The sequence below is a fragment of the Synechococcus sp. O70.2 genome, from assembly GCF_047462135.1.
In the GTDB taxonomy this organism is placed as follows: Bacteria; Cyanobacteriota; Cyanobacteriia; order Thermostichales; family Thermostichaceae; genus Thermostichus.
In genome coordinates this window covers 14,591-35,449 of record NZ_JANSIS010000009.1, presented here as the reverse complement: position 1 = coordinate 35,449, position 20,859 = coordinate 14,591, and the positions used below count along the sequence as shown (strand labels likewise).

Below are 20,859 nucleotides of genomic sequence, written 5' to 3'. Positions count from 1 at the left end.
AAAAAAGCCAAGTTGCAATGAAGTTGGGCAACAGGAAGGGATCCTCGATAGGCCGGAATGGAGGCCCCAAACAACTTGGGCAAAGTCTAACACTGGATCCCTGCTGCTGAGGGAAGCGGGAGAACCAAGCGCTTGGTGGGATCCCTTGGTCAAGCCAGGGCCGCAGCGATAGACTAGAGCTGGTTTTTGGCCAGGTCTTTTCCCGATCCCTTAGTTGCGCCACCGTTTATGGATTACTACGCGATCCTGAACCTATCTCCTGCAGCGGACATTGAAGAGATTAAACAGGCGTTTCGACGGCTGGCGCGGCAGTTTCACCCTGATGTGGCAGGGGAGGGATCCCGAGAGCGTTTCCAACAAATCCTCCAAGCCTACCAAGTGCTGAGCGACCCTGAGCAGCGGCGGCGCTACGATGCACAACGTCAATCTGCACAACGTCAATCTCCACCCAGCTCTCCTGCTGCCGGCGAAAGGCGGGTGGTCATTCGCAGCATAGGCCCCTCATCGGCAGAGCAGCCCAATCCGGAAGGGCTCAAGGAGGGGATTGCCCGCGTCAAGGCAGCCTGGCGGGAGCGGAAGTTGCCCACGGCGGTGGCCCAGGCGGAGGCGCTGCTGAAACGGTTTCCCAACTCCAGCGAGGCCATCCACATCTTGGCGTTGGCCTACCAGCGCTTCGGCAACCATTTGATCTACGAGGGGCGCTATCAGCAGGCGGAAGCCTACTTGAGAAAAGCTTTGGCCACGGAGCCGCACAACCGAGAATTGGCCTTTGAAATCAAGCGAGATTTAGCCCGTCTGGGCATTCGGGAGGGATCCCGCTAACTTGCCTGCGTTGGGATCCCCAACGTCTGAGCTGCCCACTGCCGGAGTTGTTGGCGGTTGACTTTGCCCTGAGGGTTGCGCGGGATCCCGCTACACCATAGCCACCGCTTGGGGTGTTTGAAGGGGCTTAGTTGTTGCGCGAGGTGCCGCTTTAGGTGTTCCTCCAGCTCGTCGGCGGTCAGAGGGATCCCAACCTTGGGCACAGCCACCGCCACCAGCTGCTGCCCCCACTCCCGGTCAGGCAGGCCTAGCACCCAGACATCTTCCACCCAGCCGCTGGCGCGGATTTCCCCTTCCACCTCAGCCGCCATCACTTTTTCCCCTCCCGTTAGGATTAGGTCGTCGGCGCGGCCCAGCCAGTGGAGGTGACCTTGGGAGTCGAGGTAGCCCCAATCCCCAGGGGCAAAACCCTGCTGTTGCCACTTGCCCAGGCCCTCAGCCTCCCCTGCCAAGGGGTAGTAGCCGAGGGCCAGGGATTCGGCCCAGACGTGGATAGAGCCCACTGTCTGGACGGGTAGGGGATCCCCGGCTTCGCCCCGGATCTCCAGGCGGGCATGGGGTAGGGGTCGACCCAAGCTGTCGCTCCCTTGTAAGAAGGCTTGCGGCAGCAGCGTACATACCTGGGAGGCGGTTTCGGTCATGCCGTAGGTGAGGGCCAGGGGCAGGTACAACTGCCGGGCCTGTTGTCGCAAGCTGGGCCAGGTAGGGCCGCCGCCAACCAAAATGGCCTGGAATTGGCGCAGGCTTTCCAGCACTCTCGGCCGGGCATCCAGTAGCAGCCGTTGCAACTGGGTGGGCACCAGGGACAGGAAGCTACCCGGCAAAGGCGGATCCCAGGCCTCGGCTTGCTGCTGGCGTTTCCAATCCCAGACAATCCACTGCCCGTTGCTCAGCCAGGAGCGAACGGCCTGCATGAGGCCGCTGACGTGGTACAAGGGCAGCATGCAATAGCTATGGACACACTCCACGCCAAAGTGCTGTTGGTGGGCTCTGGCGGAGGCGCTGAGGGTACGCCAGGAGTGCACCGCCCATCTCACCTGGCCGCTGGAGCCACCAGTAGGGATCCCAATCACTGGCCAATCAGCGCTGGGCAAGATCCGCTGCCAGTGCCCCAGAGGGGAGGTGGAGGAGGTGGGATCCCCCTGCAACTGCCCTTGCCGCCAGCGCCAAGCGGATCCCAGGCCAGCCAAAGCCTGGCTCCACTCTCGTTCTCCCCAGCGGGGATTGGCCAAGAAGAGGGGGATCCCCAAGCGCTGGCAGGCCAAAACCAAAGCCCACACCTGCAGCGGATCCGAGTCTGCCACCAGCAGAGGCACAGCCTTTTCTGCCAAAGGACGTAGGTGTCCTTCCAGGTTAGACAGGCGCTCCTTCAAGCTGGGAGAGCAAGAAGAGTTAGAGGCCATCATGGCCGGGGGATCCTCAGCCTACACGCCACGGCAGTCAAAGGCCAGCGGGTACCTACAAGCCAGCTCGGCAGTTTTTGGAGCATGGCTTATCATGATCTAGGTTTGGAGTAGGAGGTGGGGTTTGTGATCGAGCCCATTTTGCTGGGGATCGTTTTGGGGATGGTTCTAGTTACCCTAGCAGGCTTGTTTGTGTCGGCCTACCGGCAGTATCAGCGTAGCAATAAGATGGGTCTGTAAAGGCAGGTAGCCCAGCCAACTGGTCCTGGCCGGCAGCTAGGAAACTGGCCAAGGGGGTAAGGCGGCAAAGCCATGCAGTGGCTGCGCACGGTGGCGGCGTTGCGGGAGCAAGTGGCCAAGTGGCGGGGATCCACCATCGGCCTGGTGCCAACGATGGGATCCCTGCACGAGGGGCATCTTAGCTTGATTCGCCGCTGCCGCCAGGAGTGTGACCACACGGTGGTCAGTATTTTCGTCAACCCGCTGCAATTTGGCCCCAATGAGGACTGGGAGCGCTACCCCCGCGATGAGGAGGGAGATCGAGCTCTGTGTGAAGCCGCAGGCGTGGATGTGGTTTTTGCCCCCGACCTGCAAGAAATGGGAGCGGACCCGGCATCTGCTAGAGATCGCACTTGGGTCGATCCCCCGCCCTCCCTCTTGCAAACCCTCTGTGCTCCCCACCGGCCAGGCCACTTCCGCGGTGTAGCCACCATTGTGGTACAACTGCTAAACCTGGTCCAGCCCCAGCGGGCTTACTTTGGCCAAAAGGATGCCCAGCAACTGGCCATCATCCAGCGGCTGGTTCAAGACCTGAAGATTCCCACCACCATTGTCCCCTGCCCCACCGTTCGAGAGGCGGATGGCCTGGCCTACAGTTCCCGCAACCGCTACCTCTCGGCAGAGGAACGGCAGGTGGCAGCGGGCCTCTACCGCGCTTTGCGCCGGGGCTATGAGCACTGGCAGGCCGGAGATTCCTCTGCTGAAGGGATCCTAGCGGCGGCGCGTGCCGAGCTGGAGCACACCCCTGAGCTGCGCCTGCAATACCTAGAGCTGGTGGATCCGCAAACCCTCCAACCCCTCTCGGAAGTAAAAGACAAGGGGCTCCTAGCTATTGCAGCCTACGTCGGGCAAACGCGCCTCATCGACAACTTACTTTTGGCAAGGGAGAAAAGCGATTTGCCGCCTCAAAAGGAAGAGGGGGCCCTGCTGCCTTCTCCAAAAAGGGGGCGCCGTCCCCTGATTGCCATCGACGGCCCTGCAGGAGCGGGTAAGTCCAGTGTAGCCCGAGCGGTGGCCGCTCAGCTGCAGTTGCTGTACCTGGACACAGGGGCCATGTATCGGGCTATTACCTGGCTAGCCCTGCAACGGGGGATCCCGTTGGACGACGCCGAGCAGCTCACCCAACTGGCTGCCCAAACTCAACTGAGGCTGCAAAGCGGCCCCTCGCCTGACGAACCAACCCGCATCTGGGCCAATGGCCAAGAAATTACCCAGGCCATTCGCTCTCCTGAAGTAACCCGCTGGGTTTCCCAAGTGGCGGCAGTGCCAGGGGTGCGACAGGAGTTGGTGAAGCAGCAGCGCCTCCTAGGTCGAGATGGAGGGGCCGTTCTGGAAGGACGCGATATTGGTACCCATGTCTTTCCCGATGCTGAGCTAAAAGTCTTCTTAACGGCCTCGCTGGGAGAGCGGGCGCAGCGTCGGCAACATCAGCTGCAGGCGCAAGGGCAGGTAGTGTCCTTGGAAGAACTAAAAGCCCAGCTTGAGCAGCGGGATCGCTACGACAGTGAGCGTCAGATTGCGCCCTTGCGGCCTGCTCCCGATGCCATTGTGATCGATACGGATCACCTAAGCCAGGCCGAGGTGGAGAACAAAATTGTGACGTTGTACCGGCAGCTTTTGGAGAAGGCCGGCTCAGAGCAGCCCGATGCAAAAGGCTAAGCCGCGAAGTGAGGTAGCGGGATAAGGGAAGTGCCTCCCCAACGCAAACGCCTTCTCTCCGGCTCTGGGTAGTCGGGAACGCTATGGGTAGTCTGCTTCTCCTTGCCGTTTTACTCCTTGTCTCAGCGTTTTGCTCCGGTGCGGAGACAGCCATTACCGCCATGGACAACCTGCGCCTGGAGTCCCTCATCGAGGACAAGGGGGATCCGCAGGGGTTCTACCGGCTGGTTCAACAGCAGCGGTCACAGCTCATCACGAGCTTGCTGCTGGTGAACAACTTTGTCAACATTGGCATTGCTGCCCTGGCTACAACCATCTCCATCGAGCTGCTGGGATCCCCGCTGGGGGGCTTGGTTGCCACCCTGCCCACCACGATCCTGGTGCTCTTGATAGGCGAAGTGGCTCCCAAGTCCTTGGCGGTCAGCCATCCGCTGGCAGTTTTCCGCTGGGTGGTGGGACCTGTCTATGCCCTAGCGGTGCTGCTGCGTCCTTTGACCCATGCCTTCGAGTGGCTTGTTGGCAGACTTTTTCATCTCCTGGAGCTTTCTCCCTTGACGTCCACTACTTCTCTCAAGGATTTGGACACTACTTCTCTCAAGGATTTGGAACTGTTGATTGATGTGTTGGGGCAGCGGGGGCTGCTGGACTGGCAGAAGCGGCGCCTGTTCCGCGGTGCCCTAGCTTTAGATGGGCTGCGGGCCCGGGATGTGGCCAAGCCTAGAGTAAAAATGGAAACCATCTCCCACGATAAAACGCTGCAGGATGTGGTGAAACTCTGCCTGGAGACAGGCTACTCCCGCATCCCCGTCCAAGGGGAATCCAAAGACGAGATTGTGGGCGTCATCCACCTCAAGCAGGCCCTGCGCCACCTGGAGCAAGAAGGCAATGTCGAGGTAACCAAGGCGATGTCGCCGCCCTTTTTTGTCCCCGAGACCAAGCGCGTCAGCCTACTGCTTAAAGAGATGCTGCGCTCCCGCCAACACCTGGGGATTGTGGTGGATGAATTTGGCGGCACCAGTGGCCTCATCACGCTGGAGGACATCTTGGAGGAGCTGGTGGGGGAGATCTACGACGAGAGCGACCTCTCTCCCCTGCTTTTGCGGCGGCAACAACGGCAGCGCTCCGCCTCTAGCTAACTTGCAGAGTCTTCGTTGGCGGGATCCCGAAAGCTTGGGTCGTCGGGGTAGCGGGCCACAAAAAAGAGCCAAAAGCTGTGGATCCCCAAGCCTAGGCCCCACCAGCCTAGTAGAGGTAGCAGCCACGGCCAATCGGCCCGATACAGCTGTTGGAAAAACACTAGCCCCGAGGCGCTGCAGAGAAAAACAGCCAGATGAGTTGCGTAGGTGTAGCGGTCATCCAGCTTGCGAAACTCGGGATCCCGACGGGAGGGTTTGCGGGGCCAGCGCGGCGGCATGGCAAAACCGTCTAGTTAAAACTTTCTCCAGTGTAGACCATTCCAACCCCAGCCTTTTGCTCCTCAAGGTCACTGCCGCCAGCGGCAACTGGGGGGATCCGTCTCGGCTGGCTGGTCCTCAAACTCCAAGGGGCCCTCCTCAGTGTACAGGTGCAGGTCAAACCAAAAGGTGGAGCCCTGTTCCAGCTTGCTTTCTAGGCAGATGCGGGTTCGGTGCTTCTCCAGGATGTTGCGCACGATGGCTAGGCCCAGGCCAGTGCCCTCCAGGGTATGTACCCGGTTCTCCACTCGGAAAAAGCGCTCGAAAATCCGCTCCTGATCCTCCGGGGCGATGCCAATGCCGGTGTCGGCCACCGCCACCCGCACTGCCTGTGGGGCTCCATCCGGCCGAACCACCAGGTGGGCATGCACCGTCACTGTGCCTCCGGAGGGGGTGAACTTGATGGCATTGCTCAAGAGGTTGGTCATGACCTGCAAGAGGAGATCGTAGTTGCCCCACACCGGCGGCAGATCCGGATCGAGAAACTGGCGCAGCAGGATCCCCTTGTCGCGGGCTTGCAGGTGATGGGTGCGCAGGGTTTGCTCGATAACGGCGGAGATGTCAACAGCCTCAAAGTGATACTGCTTGCCCGACTCTAGGCGCGACAAATCCAATACGTCATTGACCAAACGAGTGAGGCGATCTGTTTCGCGGTTGGCAATTTCCAGGTAGTCCAGCCGCTCCTGCGGCGACATTTGCTCGCCATACTCGTAGAGGGTCTCGATGAACGACTTGATGCTAAATAGAGGAGTGCGCAGTTCGTGGCTGATGTTGCTGATGAACTGGGCTTTGGCCTCGTTGAGCTCTGCCTCGCGGGTAATATCCTGCACGGTGATGACAATCCCCTTGAGGTTTTGCCGCCGCGGGTCGGACACTGGCGAAAGCAGGATGCGGATAACCCGCTTGGTAGGGCTGGTGAGGTTGACGCGAATTTCCTCTGCCTCTTGATCCCCGCGGGCAATTTGCGTGAGCGGGCGGGCCAGTTGCTGCCGCAGATCCTCGGGCAAGAGCTCCAGCAAGGGTTTGCCCAGGACAGGCTCGCCTTCCCAGCCAAACATGCGCGAGGCAGCTGGGTTGAGCAGCAGGACCCGAAACTCGGCATCCAGCAAGATGGCCGCATCGACGATGGAAAACACCAGCGTCTCCAGCTTAGCCTTGGCAGCAGCCAGTTCCTCAATGTTCTGCTCCTCGTAGCTCTGCAGCCGCTCTGCCATCTTGTTAAAGCTGTCGATGAGTTGGGCCAGCTCCCCCCCAAAGGGCAGGTCGATGCGCTGTTTGAAGTTACCCTTGGTGATTTCCTGGACGCCTTTGACCAGCTCCTTGATGGGGTAGGTGATGGTGAGAGCGTTGACCACGGCTCCCAGGATGGCCAGAACCCACACCGCCAAAAACACCCCAATCGAGACCTCGCGCGCCAGTTGCGTAGAGCGCACCAGGGCAGGGTTGGGGTTGATGCCCAGGGCCAGGGTGCCCAAAAAGCGGCCCTGATGGTAGATGCCAACAAAAATGTCCGTCACCCGCCCGGCAGGGGTGAGGTGGGCGCGCACCAGGGGCTGGCCCTCAGCAGGCGGACGGTTGCCCGGCAGTTGCATGCGACGGGTAAGGCTGAGAGAGGTTTTCACCTCCTGGTTGGAAAACGGGATCCCGTAGTAGATGTTCCCCTCGGGGTCGGCGTAGAGCAAATAGCGGATGCTGCTGGTGCTCTCAAAGTATTGCCGCGACAGTTGGGCCACTTCACCAAGGCGCTCTTCAGCAATGAGGGGAGCAACATTGGCTGCCAATAGCAACCCTAGATCCCGGCCAAAGCGGGCCTCGTTAAAGCGGGCATCTTGCTGCACGGTGCTGACGGCCCAGAAGGTGAAGCTGCTCACCACCAGCGAGACCACCAGCGTGGCCACAAAGAGCAACTGGGTCTCCAGGCGCAGCTTGTATTTCCAGCGCGCCCACCAGCGCCGCAGGGATCCCAGGGGAGATTCCACTTGGGCTGGCTCTGAGGTGTCCGGGGCAGGAGGCACTGGCTCTGGAGAAGCGGCCTCAGCAGTTGCGGCAACTGGCTCAGCCGGCTCGGCAGTGCTGACAGGAGGCATGGATCCAATAGCAACCCTGGAGAACACTGTCGCCACCATTCTGACATGGGTTCCGACCAGGGCTGAGAGAAGGCTAAATCTTCCGCAAAGAATCCCGAGCCCAAGTGCAAAGAACTATGCCTCTTCCGTCGGCTCGCGGAGAAGTGACGCCTGGGGAGGTTGCTCGCAGTGGTGTTGCCGACGCACCGTTTCACCGGCAGCAAGAGTTGGTAAAATTAGAGATTGTGCTTTGCAAAAGCAAATCCAGATTGCCGGAAACTCAAACCGTGACCCTCGGCCCTGTCAGCCAATTTATCGAGCATCACTTTCGCCACTTCAACGCCGCCGCCCTGGTAGAAGCGGCCAAGGGCTACTCTGCCCACTTGGAAAAAGGCGGCAAGATGATGGTGACCTTGGCGGGTGCCATGAGCACGGCGGAGCTAGGCCTTTCCCTGGCGGAGATGATTCGGCAGGGCAAGGTGCACGCCATCTCCTGCACTGGCGCCAACCTTGAGGAAGACATCTTTAACCTCATTGCCCACGACTTCTACGAGCGGGTGCCCAACTACCGGGATCTCAGCCCACAGCAGGAGCAGGAGCTGCTGGAGCGGCACATGAACCGGGTAACGGATACCTGCATCCCGGAAGAGGAGGCGATGCGGCGCCTAGAAAAAGCTTTGCTGGAAGAGTGGATAGCTGCCGACCAGGCGGGGGAGCGCTACTTCCCGCACGAGTTCATCTACCGCATCCTGCGCAGCGGCAGGCTGGAGCCCTACTACCAAATTAATCCCCGGGATTCCTGGGTTTACGCGGCCATGGAGGCTGACTTGCCCCTCTACGTGCCGGGCTGGGAGGACTCCACCACCGGCAACATGTACGCTGCCCACTGCATCACCGGTGAGATCCGCAATGTCCACACCGTCCGCACGGGCATTGAGTACATGATCCACCTGGCTGATTGGTACACACGCACCTCAGCGGAGTGCTCCGTCGGCTTCTTCCAGATTGGCGGTGGCATTGCCGGAGATTTTCCCATCTGCGTAGTGCCCATGCTGCACCAAGACCTAGGCCGCAAGGGGATCCCCCTGTGGGGCTATTTCTGCCAGATCAGCGACTCTACCACCAGCTACGGCTCCTACTCGGGGGCGGCGCCCAACGAGAAGATCACCTGGGGCAAGTTGGGGGTCGACACACCCAAGTTCGTCATCGAGTCGGATGCTACCATCGTGGCGCCTTTAATTTTTGCCTGGGTGTTGGGGTGGTAGAACTCCCAGGCTGACGCCTACAGCCCATCGCCTGCGCTGCGTGGCCCTACTGCTCAAAGTACAGGATGGCCATCCCTTGCCTGGGCAGGGCTTGAGCCGAAAGTAGCAATGGGTTGCTGAGGGCAGGTTGCGCGGCAGCGGGGGGAAATAGGCGCAAAAACGCCTCCAGAGGCAACAGCTCGCATTGGGACTCCTCGGCGGCGGCGGTGCGATACATGGTGGGGATGACCAACTTGGGCTGCAGCGCTTCGATGGCCGCCTTGGCTGCCTTGGGATCGTAATTCTTCGGCCCACCTCCCACCGGCACCAACAACAGGTCAGGGCGAGAGAGCAAGATGGACTGCTCCCGGCCAATGGGCTGCAGTGCCCCTCCCAGGTGGACAATGTCGATCCCGCCCATGCGCCAGCGCCAGCCTACGTTGAGGCCAAAGCGGGGGCCCCGCGGCATGCGCACCCCCTGCACGCGGATCCCGTCGATGAGGTAGTCGCCTGGCTGAAACAGCACTTTGGGGTTGCCGGGCACCACGTCCAAAGCTCCCTCGTCCAAAAGGCGGCTGCTGAGGAGCACCAGATCGGCAGCAACGCGGGGAGGAGGGTAGCCGGCTGTACAACCGGCTGGCCGAAAGGGGTTAACCAGAAAGCGCTTGCCCTCCCCCTCAAACAAAACGCAACTGTGGTGCAGCCAGGTCAGCTGCAGGCCCTGGGCGCTGGAGCCGGGGGTAAACTCCAGGGATCCCCCTGGAGAAGGATCAGTTTGCGCCCTTGCCCATTGACCCCCTGCGGCAAGGGATCCCAGCAAGCTGGCGCTGGCTTGCAAAAGTTGGCGACGCTTCATCGGGTGGGGATCCTTGACACAACCCCGGCAGCCGCCGGCTGGAGCAATCCCGAGGTAGGGATCTGGGCCAAGCGCAGGAAGTTGCTCAGCAGGCGTTTGCCCTCCGCGGTCAAAATGCTCTCCGGGTGGAACTGCACGCCCTGCACATGAAGATAGCGGCGGTGGCGGATCCCCATAATGATGCCGTCCTGGGTTTGGGCCGTCACCTCTAGTTCGTCAGGACAGGTGGAAGCCTCAATCACCAAGCTGTGGTAGCGGGTTGCAACAAAAGGCTGGCTCAGCCCCTCAAACACTCCCACCCCTCGATGATAGATGAGGGAAGTCTTGCCGTGCATCAGCTCAGGTGCGCGCACGATCCGACCGCCGTAGACCTGTCCAATGCACTGGTGACCCAGACAGACGCCCAAAATCGGCAGCTCCGGCCCCAGCTCGCGGATCAACTCCAGCGAGATGCCGGCATCTTCGGGCCGTCCTGGCCCTGGAGAAATGACAACCGCCTGGGGACGCATCTGGCGCAGCTGGGCCACTGAAATCTCGTCATTGCGAAAAACTCGTACCCCTGCGCCTAGCTCCCCCAGGTATTGCACCAGGTTGTAGGTGAAGCTGTCGTAGTTGTCGATAACAACCAGCACGATGGCACCCGGCAACGGCACCCCATTTTAGCATTGCCCAGGCTTCAGGGCCCGCAACCCGGAGCCAACACCCAAATCCAGCTTGTATCCTGGAGGGTATAGCACACAAGCAGCAGCAAGGTGTCTAGCTTTTAGGTTGTTTTTGATTTTTCAGATCCCATGAACTTGCTTCTCTCTCCGGCGACCGACTTGCTGGACGAGTTGCGCAGGCTTTTCCCTTTTGAGCTGGATGAGTTTCAGATCCAAGCGATTCAAGCTCTGGCCGCGGGGGAATCGGTGGTGGTCTGTGCGCCTACAGGATCCGGCAAGACCCTGATTGGAGAGTATGCCATCCACCGGGCCTTGTCCCAAGGCAAGCGGGTTTTCTATACAACCCCTCTGAAGGCTCTTTCCAACCAAAAGTTTCGCGATTTCAGCCAGCAATTCGGCCCGGAGCGGGTTGGCCTCCTCACCGGCGACATCTCCATCAACCGGGAAGCGCCGATCTTGGTGATGACCACCGAGATCTTCCGCAATATGCTCTACGGCACGCCGCTCTCTCTGGCTGTCCAGCGCGGGCCCTACGGCAGCGAGAGGGATGCGTGGGAAGAGGCGGAGGCTCTAAGCCGGGATCCCTTGCGGGACGTGCAGGCGGTGATCCTGGACGAATGCCACTACATGAACGACCAACAGCGGGGCACTGTCTGGGAAGAGGCAATTATCTACTGCCCTGCCCACATCCAGCTTGTTGCCCTCTCGGCCACCCTGGCCAACAGCGACCAGCTTACCGACTGGATGAACCAGGTGCATGGCCCCACGCGACTTGTCGATTCCAGCCATCGCCCAGTGCCGCTGCAATTTCACTTTGCCAATCGCAAAGGGCTGTTCCCCCTGCTGGAGCAAACCGAGTCAGGCCAGTGGGTTTGCAATCGCCGCCTGAGAAGCAAGCCCTCCAAGTCAGGCCAGGCTCCCTACGGAGAAGTACCGGATATGGCCCAGGTGGTGGAAAACCTGCGCCGACGGGATATGCTGCCGGCCATCTATTTCATCTTCAGCCGCAAGGGCTGTGACCTGGCGGTGGCCAGTTTGGGAAACTTGGACTTAATTAGCTCTGAAGAAGAGCGGCGGCAGTTGGCCGAGCAGATCGACCGTTTCTGCCAGGAAATGCCAGAGGCAGTGCGCCGGGATCAACTGGATGCCCTCTACCGGGGCATTGCCGCCCACCATGCCGGCCTGTTGCCCGCCTGGAAGGGTCTGGTCGAGCACCTGTTTCAGCAGGGGCTGGTGAAGCTGGTTTTTGCCACCGAGACGCTGGCTGCCGGGATCAACATGCCCGCCCGCACGACGGTGATTTCCTCCCTCTCCAAGCGCACCGACAACGGCCATCGCCTTCTAACTGCCTCTGAGTTTATGCAAATGTCAGGGCGGGCTGGACGGCGGGGCAAAGATGTGATTGGGCATGTGGTGACCTTGCAATCTCCCTTTGAGGGGGCGCAGGAGGCAGCGCGGCTGGCCACGGCAGGAGCAGATCCCCTGGTGAGCCAGTTTACCCCCACCTATGGCATGGTGCTGAACTTGCTGCAGAAGCACTCTCTGGAGGCGGCCCGGGATCTCATCAACCGCAGCTTTGGCCAGTATTTGCTCTCGCTGCAAAGGTTGCCCGAACAACAGGAGCTCCAGCGCACTCGCGCCGAGCTGGAGGAAATTGACCGCCTCCTGGAGGGGATTTCCGACGAAGATATCGCCCGCTACGAGAAAATGCAGGCGCAACGGCGGGAAGAGCGGCGCCTTTTGCGCTATCTGCTCAAACAGCAGGAAGCAGAACCGGATCCCACCCTGCGCCTATTGGCCTTTCCCCACATCCAAGCCCAAGAGGAGAAAATCCGCGCCCTAGAAGCCCGCATCCGCGCCAACCCTGCCCATAGGGTCGGGAAAAAGCTGCTGGGTTTACAGGAAAAGCGCCAGCGCCTGCTCAAGCGCCTCCAGCACTTGGAGCGCCAGAGTGAGTCTGTGCAGGAGTTGCGCTGGCAGCAATTTATGGCCCTGGTGGGCGTGCTGCAGGAGTTCGACTGTCTGCAAGGGTATCAGCCAACAGTTAGTGGGGAAGTGGTGGCTGCTCTGCGAGGGGATAACGAGCTCTGGCTGGGTCTAGCTCTGCTCTCTGGCGAATGTCTAGGCTGTGCCCCCCATCACTTGGCTGGGGTCATTGCTGCTCTGGTGGCCGAGCCTCCCCGTTCAGGTACCTACAGCCGGCTGCGGACTTCTGGGCTAGTTGAGGATGTGCTGCATGGCTTGCGAGGCCTGCGGCGGCAACTGTTCCGCAGCCAACGTCAACACCAGGTGTTTCATGTGCCAATTGGGCTTGAGCCCGATCTGGCCGGGATCGTGGAACACTGGGCCCAAGGGATCCCCTGGGAAAAGCTGGAGGCCAGCACCAACCTGGATGCTGGGGATATTGTGCGCCTGATTCGCCGCACCTTGGATTTGCTCTCTCAGATCCCCCACATTCCTCATTTGCCAGCGGAGCTGCGGGAAAATGCCCGCGAAGCCCAAAAAATGCTGGATCGCTTCCCGGTGAGCGAGCTGATCTAGCAGCACTTTGGCGAGGGTGGGATCATAAGCCCTTGCGCGGCAGTGACTTTCACTACCACCCTGTCCGGGTTAAGGCCTAAGCGAATGGCCTCTTCCCAGTGGCAGGCTAGAATCCAGCTAGCCTCTCCCCTCCGATGAGCACCTGTATCAAACAGGCTGAGCGCGATGGCTGCCTAGCCTCCACCCAGTCAAGTCCGTCCACTTGCGCGTAGTAGCCAATATGCACTTCGACTCAGTTGAAGACTTTGAGCGCTGGATAGAGGATCTGGTAGCTGGCAAGATTGAGCCGCCCAACTACCACGACATTCGCCACGCCAGCCGCGAAGACGCAGAAGAGTGTTTGCGGCTGCAGCAGGAGGAAGCCCGCAAGCTGGGGCTAGATCCGGAAGAGGTAGTGCTGCTGCAGGATCCCTTCAGCGGGGAGTGGCTAGTCCTTGTCCCCTGGAAGCAAATAGAAGCCGGCCTGGCTCAGTTTTGGTAGGTGGACTCAGCTATGAGTGAGAGCAACAACCAACAGCCAACTCTGGCCGACGTTTTGGCAGCGGTGGAGCGGCTTGATAAGGAGCTGCAAGAGATCCGCTCAGACCTCGCTGCCACCCGGCAAGAACTGAGGGATGAGGTGCGACGGTGGGATGAGCGCTTCTTCGAGTTCGCCAAAGACACCGCCAACCGCGCCAACACGCTCATCGCCAGCGCTGCTGTTACGGTCATTGCTGGTACTTTGCTGTTGATTCTGAGGGAGGGGAGGTAGCTGTGGACACTCAAAGCCTCAGGATCCCGACTGGGTTCGCTTCCCAGTCCCCGACATGGAAACAGCTTTGACCCGCCTATTAGGCAAATAAACGGAAAGGGGATACGGGAACAGGATCGGGGGCGGGGCTAGCTCCCCTTAGCAGAATTTTTGAGTTTGTGATTCAGGGGCTAACAACGGCATGCCTCTGGAGAGGGGCGCTAGCGGGCCGTAGACCTTAGCAGGAAGAGAGCAGAAACCCGACAGACGCTGCGCTACCCACAAGTAGGAGTGTTTGTTAGCCTCTTGTAGGTCTTTCAGAGCGGTTTGGTCTCAAGCTAGCCTTCCTAGTAAGCCCACGACGCAACCAACAGGCAGGACTGGATGGCAGGCAAGAAGACCAACACCCAACGCTCAATCGAATCCTACGAGCACCGGGACAAACAGCGGCTCAACAACCCGCCTGTGGGACTGGTGACGCCTGAGAACGACCGGGACGCGGGGCAGAAGAAGAAGACCTACGCCTACGACCCGCACCTGGATCCGCAGCTTGTCTGGGCTGGCAAGGCCGAGCACACTTCGTTCGAGGTGCCCACGGTTTCGCTCCACGTCCACGAGCGGATTGACCCGCGCACCATCATCGAGGCTGTGCGCAAGAAAAACGACCAAGCTGGCCCGGTACAACTGGGGTTGTTTGAGGAAGAACGCAAGGAGCCCCTGCGCCAGGCTATCGAATTTTACCAGCACAAGCATGGCTGGACGAACCGCCTAATTGCCGGCGATTCGCTCTTGGTGATGAACTCGCTCTTGGAAAAGGAGGGCATGGCCGGCAAGGTGCAGATGATCTACTTTGACCCGCCCTACGGCATCAAGTACGGCTCCAACTTCCAGCCCTTTGTGAATAAGCGCGACGTCAAAGACGGCAAGGACGAGGATTTGACCTCAGAGCCGGAGCAGATCAAGGCCTTCCGCGACACCTGGGAGCTGGGCATCCACTCTTACCTCACCTACCTGCGCGATCGGCTGCTGCTGGCGCGGGAACTGCTGACCGAGAGCGGCAGCATCTTCGTGCAGATCAGCGACGAGAATGTGCACCATGTGCGGGAGTTGATGGATGAGGTGTTCGGGGCGGAGAACCATATGTGCATCATTCCCTTCATTAAGACCAGCGGAAAAGGAGCAAAGTATCTTGATGTTATCAATGACTATTTACTATGGTATGCAAAGAAATCGGACCAATTGAAGTATAATCAGCTTTATCAGCTTCGATCCAAGAAAACTATGGACACGGCATATAACTGGATCGAGCTACCAACTGGCGAGTTCCGGAAACTGACTAGAACAGAGTTGGATGGAGAAGCGCCTATTCCTGAAGGGATGCGTTTTGTAAGCGGCGCAATGATATCTCAGAGCGGAGGAGAATCATCTAGATTTCCTGTCGAAGTTAACGGGGAGACTTATCTTCCGTCATCAGGGACTTTTTGGAAGACCAACCTTGAGGGAATGGAAAACCTCAAGAGGGCACGACGTCTTGTGGCCGTTGGCAAGACTCTCGCTTATAAACGTTATGCAGAAGATTTTCCTGTCGTGGCAATTACTAATTGGTGGGGAGACACCAAAGAGAGCACCTATGCCGCTGATAAGGTATTCGTCGTACAGACATACACTAAGGTGATTGAACGCTGCCTGCTGATGACCACCGACCCGGGCGACCTGGTCTTCGACCCCACTTGCGGCAGTGGCACTACGGCCTATGTGGCTGAGAAGTGGGGCAGGCGCTGGATCACCTGCGACACCTCGCGCGTGGCGATTACCCTTGCCCGTCAGCGGCTGATGACCGCCGTCTTCGATTACTACGAACTCGCGCACCCGCAGGAGGGCGTCGGCAGCGGCTTTAAGTACAAGACAGTGCCGCACATCACGCTCAAGTCCATCGCCAACAATCCGGAAATTGACGGCATCTACGCGCGCCTGCATCCGGCGGTGGAGGAGGCCCTGGCTGAGCTCAACACCGCGCTGAAGGGCCAGCCGGTGAAGTTTAAGGTGACCCAAGGTGGCCGGGCTGGCCACTTTGTGGACTTTGCTGCGCCCGATACGGAAACCTTCACCATGCCCGCTGGCCAGGTGGTTAAGGTCAACGAGCTGGTGGAATGGGAGGTGCCCTTTGAGTTTCCCGCCGACTGGCCGGAAGCTGCCCGGACGCCATTCGAGCGATTCCATCAAGCCCGCCGTGCCCTGCGAGCAGCCATCGATGAGGCCATTGCCCGCCACGCGCCCCAGGAGACGCTTTACGACCAGCCCTTTGTGGACAGGAAGAAGGTGCGGGTGACAGGCCCGTTCACCGTGGAAGCAGTGCCAGCCCCAGCGGTGAAATCGGTGGATGAGATTTTGGAGCCCAGGCCCGAGCCGGCAGATGCCTCGATTGCCCGCTCTGGCGAAACACTGCGTCAGGAAGAATGGCGCGACGAGCTGCTCAAGACGGGTATCCGTGGGAAGAACGGGCAATACATCCGCTTTGCCTGGCTGGAACCGCTGCCCGCCTGTCGTTGGCTCCATGCCGTGGGGGAAACGCGGCCCAGCGACGAAGGGGCAAATACCGTGCGCGAGTCGGCGCCTGCCTACGACCCCCTGCGCGTGGTGGTCTCCTTTGGCCCGGAATATGGCCCGCTCGAGCAACGGCAAGTGGAGCAGGCCTGGGAAGAAGCGCGGATGCTCGTCCCACGGCCAAAACTGCTGATCTTTGCCGCCTTTCAGTTTGACCCGGAAGCGGCGAAAGACATTGACGAGATGAAGCCGGAGCTGGCTGGAATGCAGTTCCTCAAAGTGCAAATGAACGCTGACCTTTTGACCGACGACCTGAAGAAAAAGCGCGCCAGCAACGAGTCCTTCTGGCTCATCGGGCAACCGGATGTGTACCTGGAACGCATTGCCGACGGCGAGGACAAGGGAAAGTATCGCGTTTCAGTTCTCGGCTTCGATTACTACAACACCAAGACCGGCCAGATTGAATCGGGCGGCGCAGATAGAATTGCCCTCTGGATGCTCGACACCGACTACGACGGGCGCAGCCTCTACCCGCGCCAGGTGTTCTTCCCGATGGCAGGCGAGAAGGAGGGCTGGGCAAAACTGGCTCGCAATCTCAGGGCAGAAATCGATGAGGAGCGGATCGAAGCTTACCGAGGCACGGTGTCGCTGCCGTTTGCGCTCGGTGAGCACCGACGCATTGCCGTCAAAATTGTGGATGACCGGGGCATTGAGAGCCTGAAGGTCGTAAAAGTGGATCCATGATGGACGAGCAAGCTCTGCAAGAAATTGTTCAACGAATCGTGGCAGTAGCGCAGCCCAGCCGCATACTTTTGTTTGGTTCCTATGGCCGTGGCGATGCTGACGCTGGCTCTGACGTGGATCTCATAGTGGTCGAACCAGAAGTGCCCGACCCGTATAGCGAAATGATCCGCTTGCACAAAGCTGTAGGCTCGCTTGGCCCAGGGATCGATCTGCTGGTTTATTCTGAGGCCGAATACCAACGGCGCAGTCAGGTGCCGGGCACGGTGCTGTACTGGGCACGCAAGGAGGGAAGAGCCCTCTATGAAGCCCCATCTTGAAGAGGCCTGGCGATCCCTGCGCTTGGCGGATCGCGACCTCAAGGCATTTGAAGTGTTGAAAAAAGACCCCGAGGTTCACCCTGCTATCCTCTATTTCCATGCCCAGCAAGCGGTAGAGAAATCTCTCAAGGCAGTCTTGTTTGCCCAACAGATTGAATTCACACGCACCCATGACCTGGTCAAGCTAGCGCGTCTGCTCAACGACCGGGGCATTTCGTTGCCGGTTGGGGAAGATCAACTCCGTCAACTCAACCCCTTTGCTGTTGCCTTTCGCTACGACGACACAGAATTTGCGCCTATTCCCCAACAAGAGGTGGCAAGTCTGCTGACAGAGATTCGCTGTTGGGCAGCGGAAGAAGTCAGTGCAGCAACGGAACGGGAGAAAGGCGATGGCCCGGACTACGATTGACCGCTTGATTATCAACTCGCCCTACGAAGAGCCGAAATACCACTGGCACTACGACCGCCAGACGCGCACCTTCGAGCTGGTGGAGGGCCGCCGCCCGGCGGGCTACGTGGTGGCGACTCCCGGTTCAAAATCTTTCGACGATCCGGGCATCTTCGTCGAGATCCCGCTTGTCAACCAAATTCGACCCCGCGTCAAAGCCTGGCGCGAGGCGGGCTATCCCGGCGTTACCACCATCACCAGGCGGCTCTTGGAGTACTGGCACGACCCCGAGGAGTTCGACAGACGTCGCTTTTTCTTTTGCCAGTTGGAGGCGGCAGAGACGCTCATTTGGCTGACCGAGGCGCCGCCTGCCGAGCGGGTAGGCATTGAGATCCCAGGTGACGGCGGGGCCTTCTTGCGTCGGTGCTGCAAGATGGCAACGGGTACGGGCAAGACCATCGTGATGGCGATGGTGATTGCCTGGCACATCCTCAACAAGGTGGCCAATCCCCAAGATGCGCGCTTTTCGAAAAACGTGCTGGTCATCGCGCCGGGACTGACGGTGAAGCAGAGACTGGCTGTCCTCGAGCCAGCCGCCGAGGGCAACTACTATGAGGTGTTTTCCATCGTGCCCCCCGCCTTCCTGGATAAGCTTCGCCAAGGGAAGGTATTGGTGCGCAACTGGCACGCCCTGGCTTGGGAGAGCGAAGAGCAAATCAAGGCGCGCAAAAGCGTGGACAAGCGCGGCGTCAAAAGTGACGAAGCCTATGCCCGTGAAGTTTTGGGCGAGATGGCAAATGCTTCCAATCTGCTAGTCATCAACGATGAGGCGCACCACGCCTGGCGCGTCAACCAGGAAGCTGAAGGGAAGTCCTTGCGCGCTCGCGACCTGAAAGACAGCGCTGCGGAAGCCACAGTCTGGGTAGGCGGGCTGGATCGTCTGCATCGCTCACGAGGCATTCTGACCTGCTACGACTTTTCCGCCACCCCTTTTGCACCATCGGGAAAAAAGAGCAGCGAGGAGACCCTGTTCGGCTGGATTGTCAGTGATTTTGGCCTCAACGACGCAATCGAATCCGGCTTAGTCAAGACGCCGCGTGTGGTGGTGCGCGACGACGCCGTGCCGGACGCCAAAACCTACAAATCCCGTCTCTACCACATCTACAACGACCCAGAAGTTAGAGACGACCTCAACCGCCGCGCCGAACCCCACGAGCCGCTGCCGGATCTGGTGCTGAACGCCTATTACCTGCTGGGCTACGACTGGCGTGAGACATGGAGAGCCTGGAAAGCGGCTGGCCTGCCCACGCCGCCTGTGATGATCACCGTCTGTAACCGAACTGAGACAGCAGCGCGGGTCAAGCACGCCTTCGATTCGCGGAGCATTCACATCGACGAGCTGTGCGACCCGGAGCGAATCCTGCATATCGACTCGAAGGTGCTAGAAGAGGCTGAGGCAAAGGAAGAGTCCGCGGTAACAGTAGAGGCGTCGAACGAGACCGAGGAGGGGGAGGAGGAAGAGGCACCCGTCGAGCGCAGGCTAACCAAGGCAGAACAGGCGGAACTTTTGCGGAAGATCGTAGATACGGTTGGCAAGGTGGGGCAGCCAGGCGAGAAGATCCAGAACGTCATTTCCGTCGGGATGCTGAGCGAGGGCTGGGACGCCAAGACGGTGACGCACATTATGGGGCTGCGGGCCTTTACCTCGCAACTGCTGTGCGAGCAGGTTGTAGGCCGGGGCCTGCGCCGCACATCCTACGAGATCAACCCACAGACCGGGCTGCTTGAGCCCGAGTACGTCAACATCTTCGGCGTGCCTTTCACGTTCTTGCCGCATGAGAGTAGCGGAGATGGCCCGCCACCGCCGCCAACGCCCAAGACTGCGGTAGAGCCGGATCCAGCCAAAGCGGAGTTTGAGATCCGCTGGCCGAATGTGGTGCGTATCGAGCGCGTACTTCAGCCAGTATTGACTCTTGATTGGTCGAAGGTGCAGCCCTTGGAGCTGAACGCGGCCCAGACACCGCAGGTGGCCGAACTGGCACCAATTCTCGAAGGCAAGCCAGACGTAACTCAAATCAGCCGCATCGAACTGGAGCAGTTGGCCCGGGAGTTTCGCACCCAGCGCATCATCTTCGAAACTGCCCGGAACGTGTTCGATCAAATCAAGCAAAGCTGGAAAGGCAGTCGCGAAATCTTGCTGGCGCAGTTGGTGCGGATTGTGGAGCAGTTCATTCGCTCTGACCGCATCTTGATCTCCCCACCTCTTTTTTATCAGGACGAACTGCGCCGTCGGTTGATCATCACCCTCAACATGTCACGAATTGTGCAACATGTGTGCGAGGCGGTGCGGCAGGAAAACACAGAGCGGCTTACTCCGATCTTCGACCGCGATCACCCTATCCGCTCGACGGGCCAAATGCGTACCTGGTACACGAGCAAACCCTGCCAACGCACGCGCAAGTCACACATCAACGTCTGCGTCTACGACAGCACCTGGGAGGCGTCGGACGCTTTCGTCCTGGACAATAGCAGTGCCGTGAGCGCCTGGGCAAAAAACGACCATCTGGGCTTCGAGGTGCTTTACGTCTATCGTGGCGTGGTGCGGAAGTATCGGCCAGATTTTCTTGTGCGGCTTGCCAATGGCGACATGCTCATTCTGGAAACGAAGGGACAGGACACTGAACTAGACCGGGTGAAGCGGTGCTATCTCGAGGAGTGGGTGCAAGCCGTCAATACGCATGGCGCGTTCGGTCGCTGGCAGTGGAAGGTGGCCCGTCACCCAGGCGAGATACGGGACATTTTGTTGCAAAGCCTAGAGCAGTAGGAAGCTGGAACCCGAAAGGCTTGTGAACGTGTTGATAGCAGCCAACTGCTGGGCCCCCCGTGCGTACTGCGGCCCTCTCTCAGAGGGATGTACGGATATTCGCCAAGACTGAGCCGTCTTTCCTGGCCCCGGAATCGGTAGCGAAACCGCCAGAGCCTCGACCCGTTGGGCTTCACCTCCAAGTACAGCCTTCTTTTGTCCGGCAACTGGTAGGGCTTGTCCTTGGGTTTGGCATTCCTGATGACTACCTCCGACAGAGCTATGTCCCGCCCTGGCTTTTGTGTCCCTGGTCATGTCCCACTTTAGCCCGGATTACGGTGGATTTT

The 20,859-nt window shown here is 59.6% G+C and carries 18 protein-coding genes; 12 read left to right on the top strand and 6 right to left on the bottom strand.

The window, feature by feature from the left end; all coding sequences use genetic code 11:
- Positions 1 to 228 precede the first annotated feature (228 nt).
- Positions 229 to 822 carry a DnaJ domain-containing protein gene (locus NW812_RS09845; protein ID WP_414396353.1) on the top strand — a complete coding sequence of 198 codons (594 nt, stop codon included), beginning with the start codon at positions 229 to 231 and terminating at the stop codon, positions 820 to 822.
- On the opposite strand, the gene NW812_RS09840 is transcribed toward NW812_RS09845, so the two are convergent.
- Entirely contained in the window at positions 819 to 2,225 is a 1,407-nt protein-coding gene (locus tag NW812_RS09840) for a 2-succinylbenzoate--CoA ligase (RefSeq protein WP_414396351.1), read from the bottom strand. The genes NW812_RS09845 and NW812_RS09840 overlap by 4 nt on opposite strands.
- A 126-nt stretch (positions 2,226 to 2,351) precedes the next feature.
- On the opposite strand from NW812_RS09840, the gene petG reads away from it, so the two are divergent.
- From petG to NW812_RS09825, 3 genes are all read left to right on the top strand, one after another.
- A complete protein-coding gene (gene petG / locus NW812_RS09835) occupies positions 2,352 to 2,465 on the top strand; it encodes a cytochrome b6-f complex subunit V (protein ID WP_414361271.1) in 114 nt (37 codons plus the stop codon).
- Positions 2,466 to 2,537: 72 nt separating this feature from the next.
- Entirely contained in the window at positions 2,538 to 4,163 is a 1,626-nt protein-coding gene (locus tag NW812_RS09830) for a bifunctional pantoate--beta-alanine ligase/(d)CMP kinase (protein WP_414396349.1), read from the top strand.
- An 83-nt stretch (positions 4,164 to 4,246) separates the two neighbouring features.
- Positions 4,247 to 5,299 (top strand): hemolysin family protein, encoded by a 1,053-nt coding sequence (locus NW812_RS09825; RefSeq protein WP_414396346.1) that lies wholly within the window; start codon positions 4,247 to 4,249, stop codon positions 5,297 to 5,299.
- Here the strand turns inward: NW812_RS09825 and NW812_RS09820 are convergent.
- Together NW812_RS09820 and NW812_RS09815 are read right to left on the bottom strand one after the other, a co-directional pair.
- Positions 5,296 to 5,577, bottom strand: coding sequence for a 2TM domain-containing protein (locus NW812_RS09820; RefSeq protein WP_414396344.1), 282 nt, complete (start codon positions 5,575 to 5,577; stop codon positions 5,296 to 5,298). The two genes, NW812_RS09825 and NW812_RS09820, sit on opposite strands and share 4 nt — an antisense overlap.
- A gap of 69 nt (positions 5,578 to 5,646) precedes the next feature.
- Positions 5,647 to 7,704 carry an ATP-binding protein gene (locus NW812_RS09815; protein WP_414396343.1) on the bottom strand — a complete coding sequence of 686 codons (2,058 nt, stop codon included), beginning with the start codon at positions 7,702 to 7,704 and terminating at the stop codon, positions 5,647 to 5,649.
- A gap of 248 nt (positions 7,705 to 7,952) precedes the next feature.
- Between NW812_RS09815 and NW812_RS09810 the strand changes: the two genes are divergently transcribed.
- Entirely contained in the window at positions 7,953 to 8,948 is a 996-nt protein-coding gene (locus NW812_RS09810) for a deoxyhypusine synthase family protein (RefSeq protein ID WP_414396341.1), read from the top strand.
- 46 nt (positions 8,949 to 8,994) lie between these two features.
- Here the strand turns inward: NW812_RS09810 and NW812_RS09805 are convergent, their stop codons facing one another.
- Together NW812_RS09805 and NW812_RS09800 are read right to left on the bottom strand one after the other, a co-directional pair.
- Positions 8,995 to 9,783, bottom strand: a complete 789-nt coding sequence (locus tag NW812_RS09805; protein ID WP_414396338.1) for an MBL fold metallo-hydrolase — start codon at positions 9,781 to 9,783, stop codon at positions 8,995 to 8,997.
- Positions 9,780 to 10,415: an anthranilate synthase component II gene (locus tag NW812_RS09800; RefSeq protein ID WP_099813308.1), complete on the bottom strand. Its 636-nt coding sequence runs from the start codon at positions 10,413 to 10,415 to the stop codon at positions 9,780 to 9,782. Before NW812_RS09800 ends, NW812_RS09805 begins: the two co-directional genes overlap by 4 nt.
- Before the next feature lie 159 nt (positions 10,416 to 10,574).
- Here NW812_RS09800 and NW812_RS09795 point away from each other — a divergent pair, with 159 nt between their 5' ends.
- The 7 genes from NW812_RS09795 (at position 10,575) to NW812_RS09765 (ending at position 20,533) form a co-directional block, all read left to right on the top strand.
- Positions 10,575 to 12,986 carry a DEAD/DEAH box helicase gene (locus NW812_RS09795; protein WP_414396335.1) on the top strand — a complete coding sequence of 804 codons (2,412 nt, stop codon included), beginning with the start codon at positions 10,575 to 10,577 and terminating at the stop codon, positions 12,984 to 12,986.
- Positions 12,987 to 13,206: 220 nt separating this feature from the next.
- Positions 13,207 to 13,467 (top strand): hypothetical protein, encoded by a 261-nt coding sequence (locus NW812_RS09790; RefSeq protein WP_414396333.1) that lies wholly within the window; start codon positions 13,207 to 13,209, stop codon positions 13,465 to 13,467.
- Between the two features lie 12 nt (positions 13,468 to 13,479).
- The gene (locus NW812_RS09785; RefSeq protein ID WP_414396330.1) at positions 13,480 to 13,737 is read left to right on the top strand and encodes a hypothetical protein; all 258 of its coding nucleotides are present in this window, start codon (positions 13,480 to 13,482) and stop codon (positions 13,735 to 13,737) included.
- A gap of 363 nt (positions 13,738 to 14,100) precedes the next feature.
- Positions 14,101 to 17,004: a site-specific DNA-methyltransferase gene (locus NW812_RS09780; RefSeq protein WP_414396329.1), complete on the top strand. Its 2,904-nt coding sequence runs from the start codon at positions 14,101 to 14,103 to the stop codon at positions 17,002 to 17,004.
- A complete protein-coding gene (locus tag NW812_RS09775; RefSeq protein ID WP_414396327.1) occupies positions 17,001 to 17,321 on the top strand; it encodes a nucleotidyltransferase domain-containing protein in 321 nt (106 codons plus the stop codon). The genes NW812_RS09780 and NW812_RS09775 overlap by 4 nt, the downstream gene beginning before the upstream one ends.
- Positions 17,305 to 17,730: a HEPN domain-containing protein gene (locus NW812_RS09770; protein ID WP_414396324.1), complete on the top strand. Its 426-nt coding sequence runs from the start codon at positions 17,305 to 17,307 to the stop codon at positions 17,728 to 17,730. The genes NW812_RS09775 and NW812_RS09770 overlap by 17 nt, the downstream gene beginning before the upstream one ends.
- Positions 17,711 to 20,533: a BPTD_3080 family restriction endonuclease gene (locus tag NW812_RS09765; RefSeq protein WP_414396322.1), complete on the top strand. Its 2,823-nt coding sequence runs from the start codon at positions 17,711 to 17,713 to the stop codon at positions 20,531 to 20,533. The genes NW812_RS09770 and NW812_RS09765 overlap by 20 nt, the downstream gene beginning before the upstream one ends.
- Here the strand turns inward: NW812_RS09765 and NW812_RS09760 are convergent.
- Positions 20,485 to 20,790: an Arm DNA-binding domain-containing protein gene (locus NW812_RS09760; RefSeq protein ID WP_414396433.1), complete on the bottom strand. Its 306-nt coding sequence runs from the start codon at positions 20,788 to 20,790 to the stop codon at positions 20,485 to 20,487. The two genes, NW812_RS09765 and NW812_RS09760, sit on opposite strands and share 49 nt — an antisense overlap.
- Positions 20,791 to 20,859 lie beyond the last annotated feature (69 nt).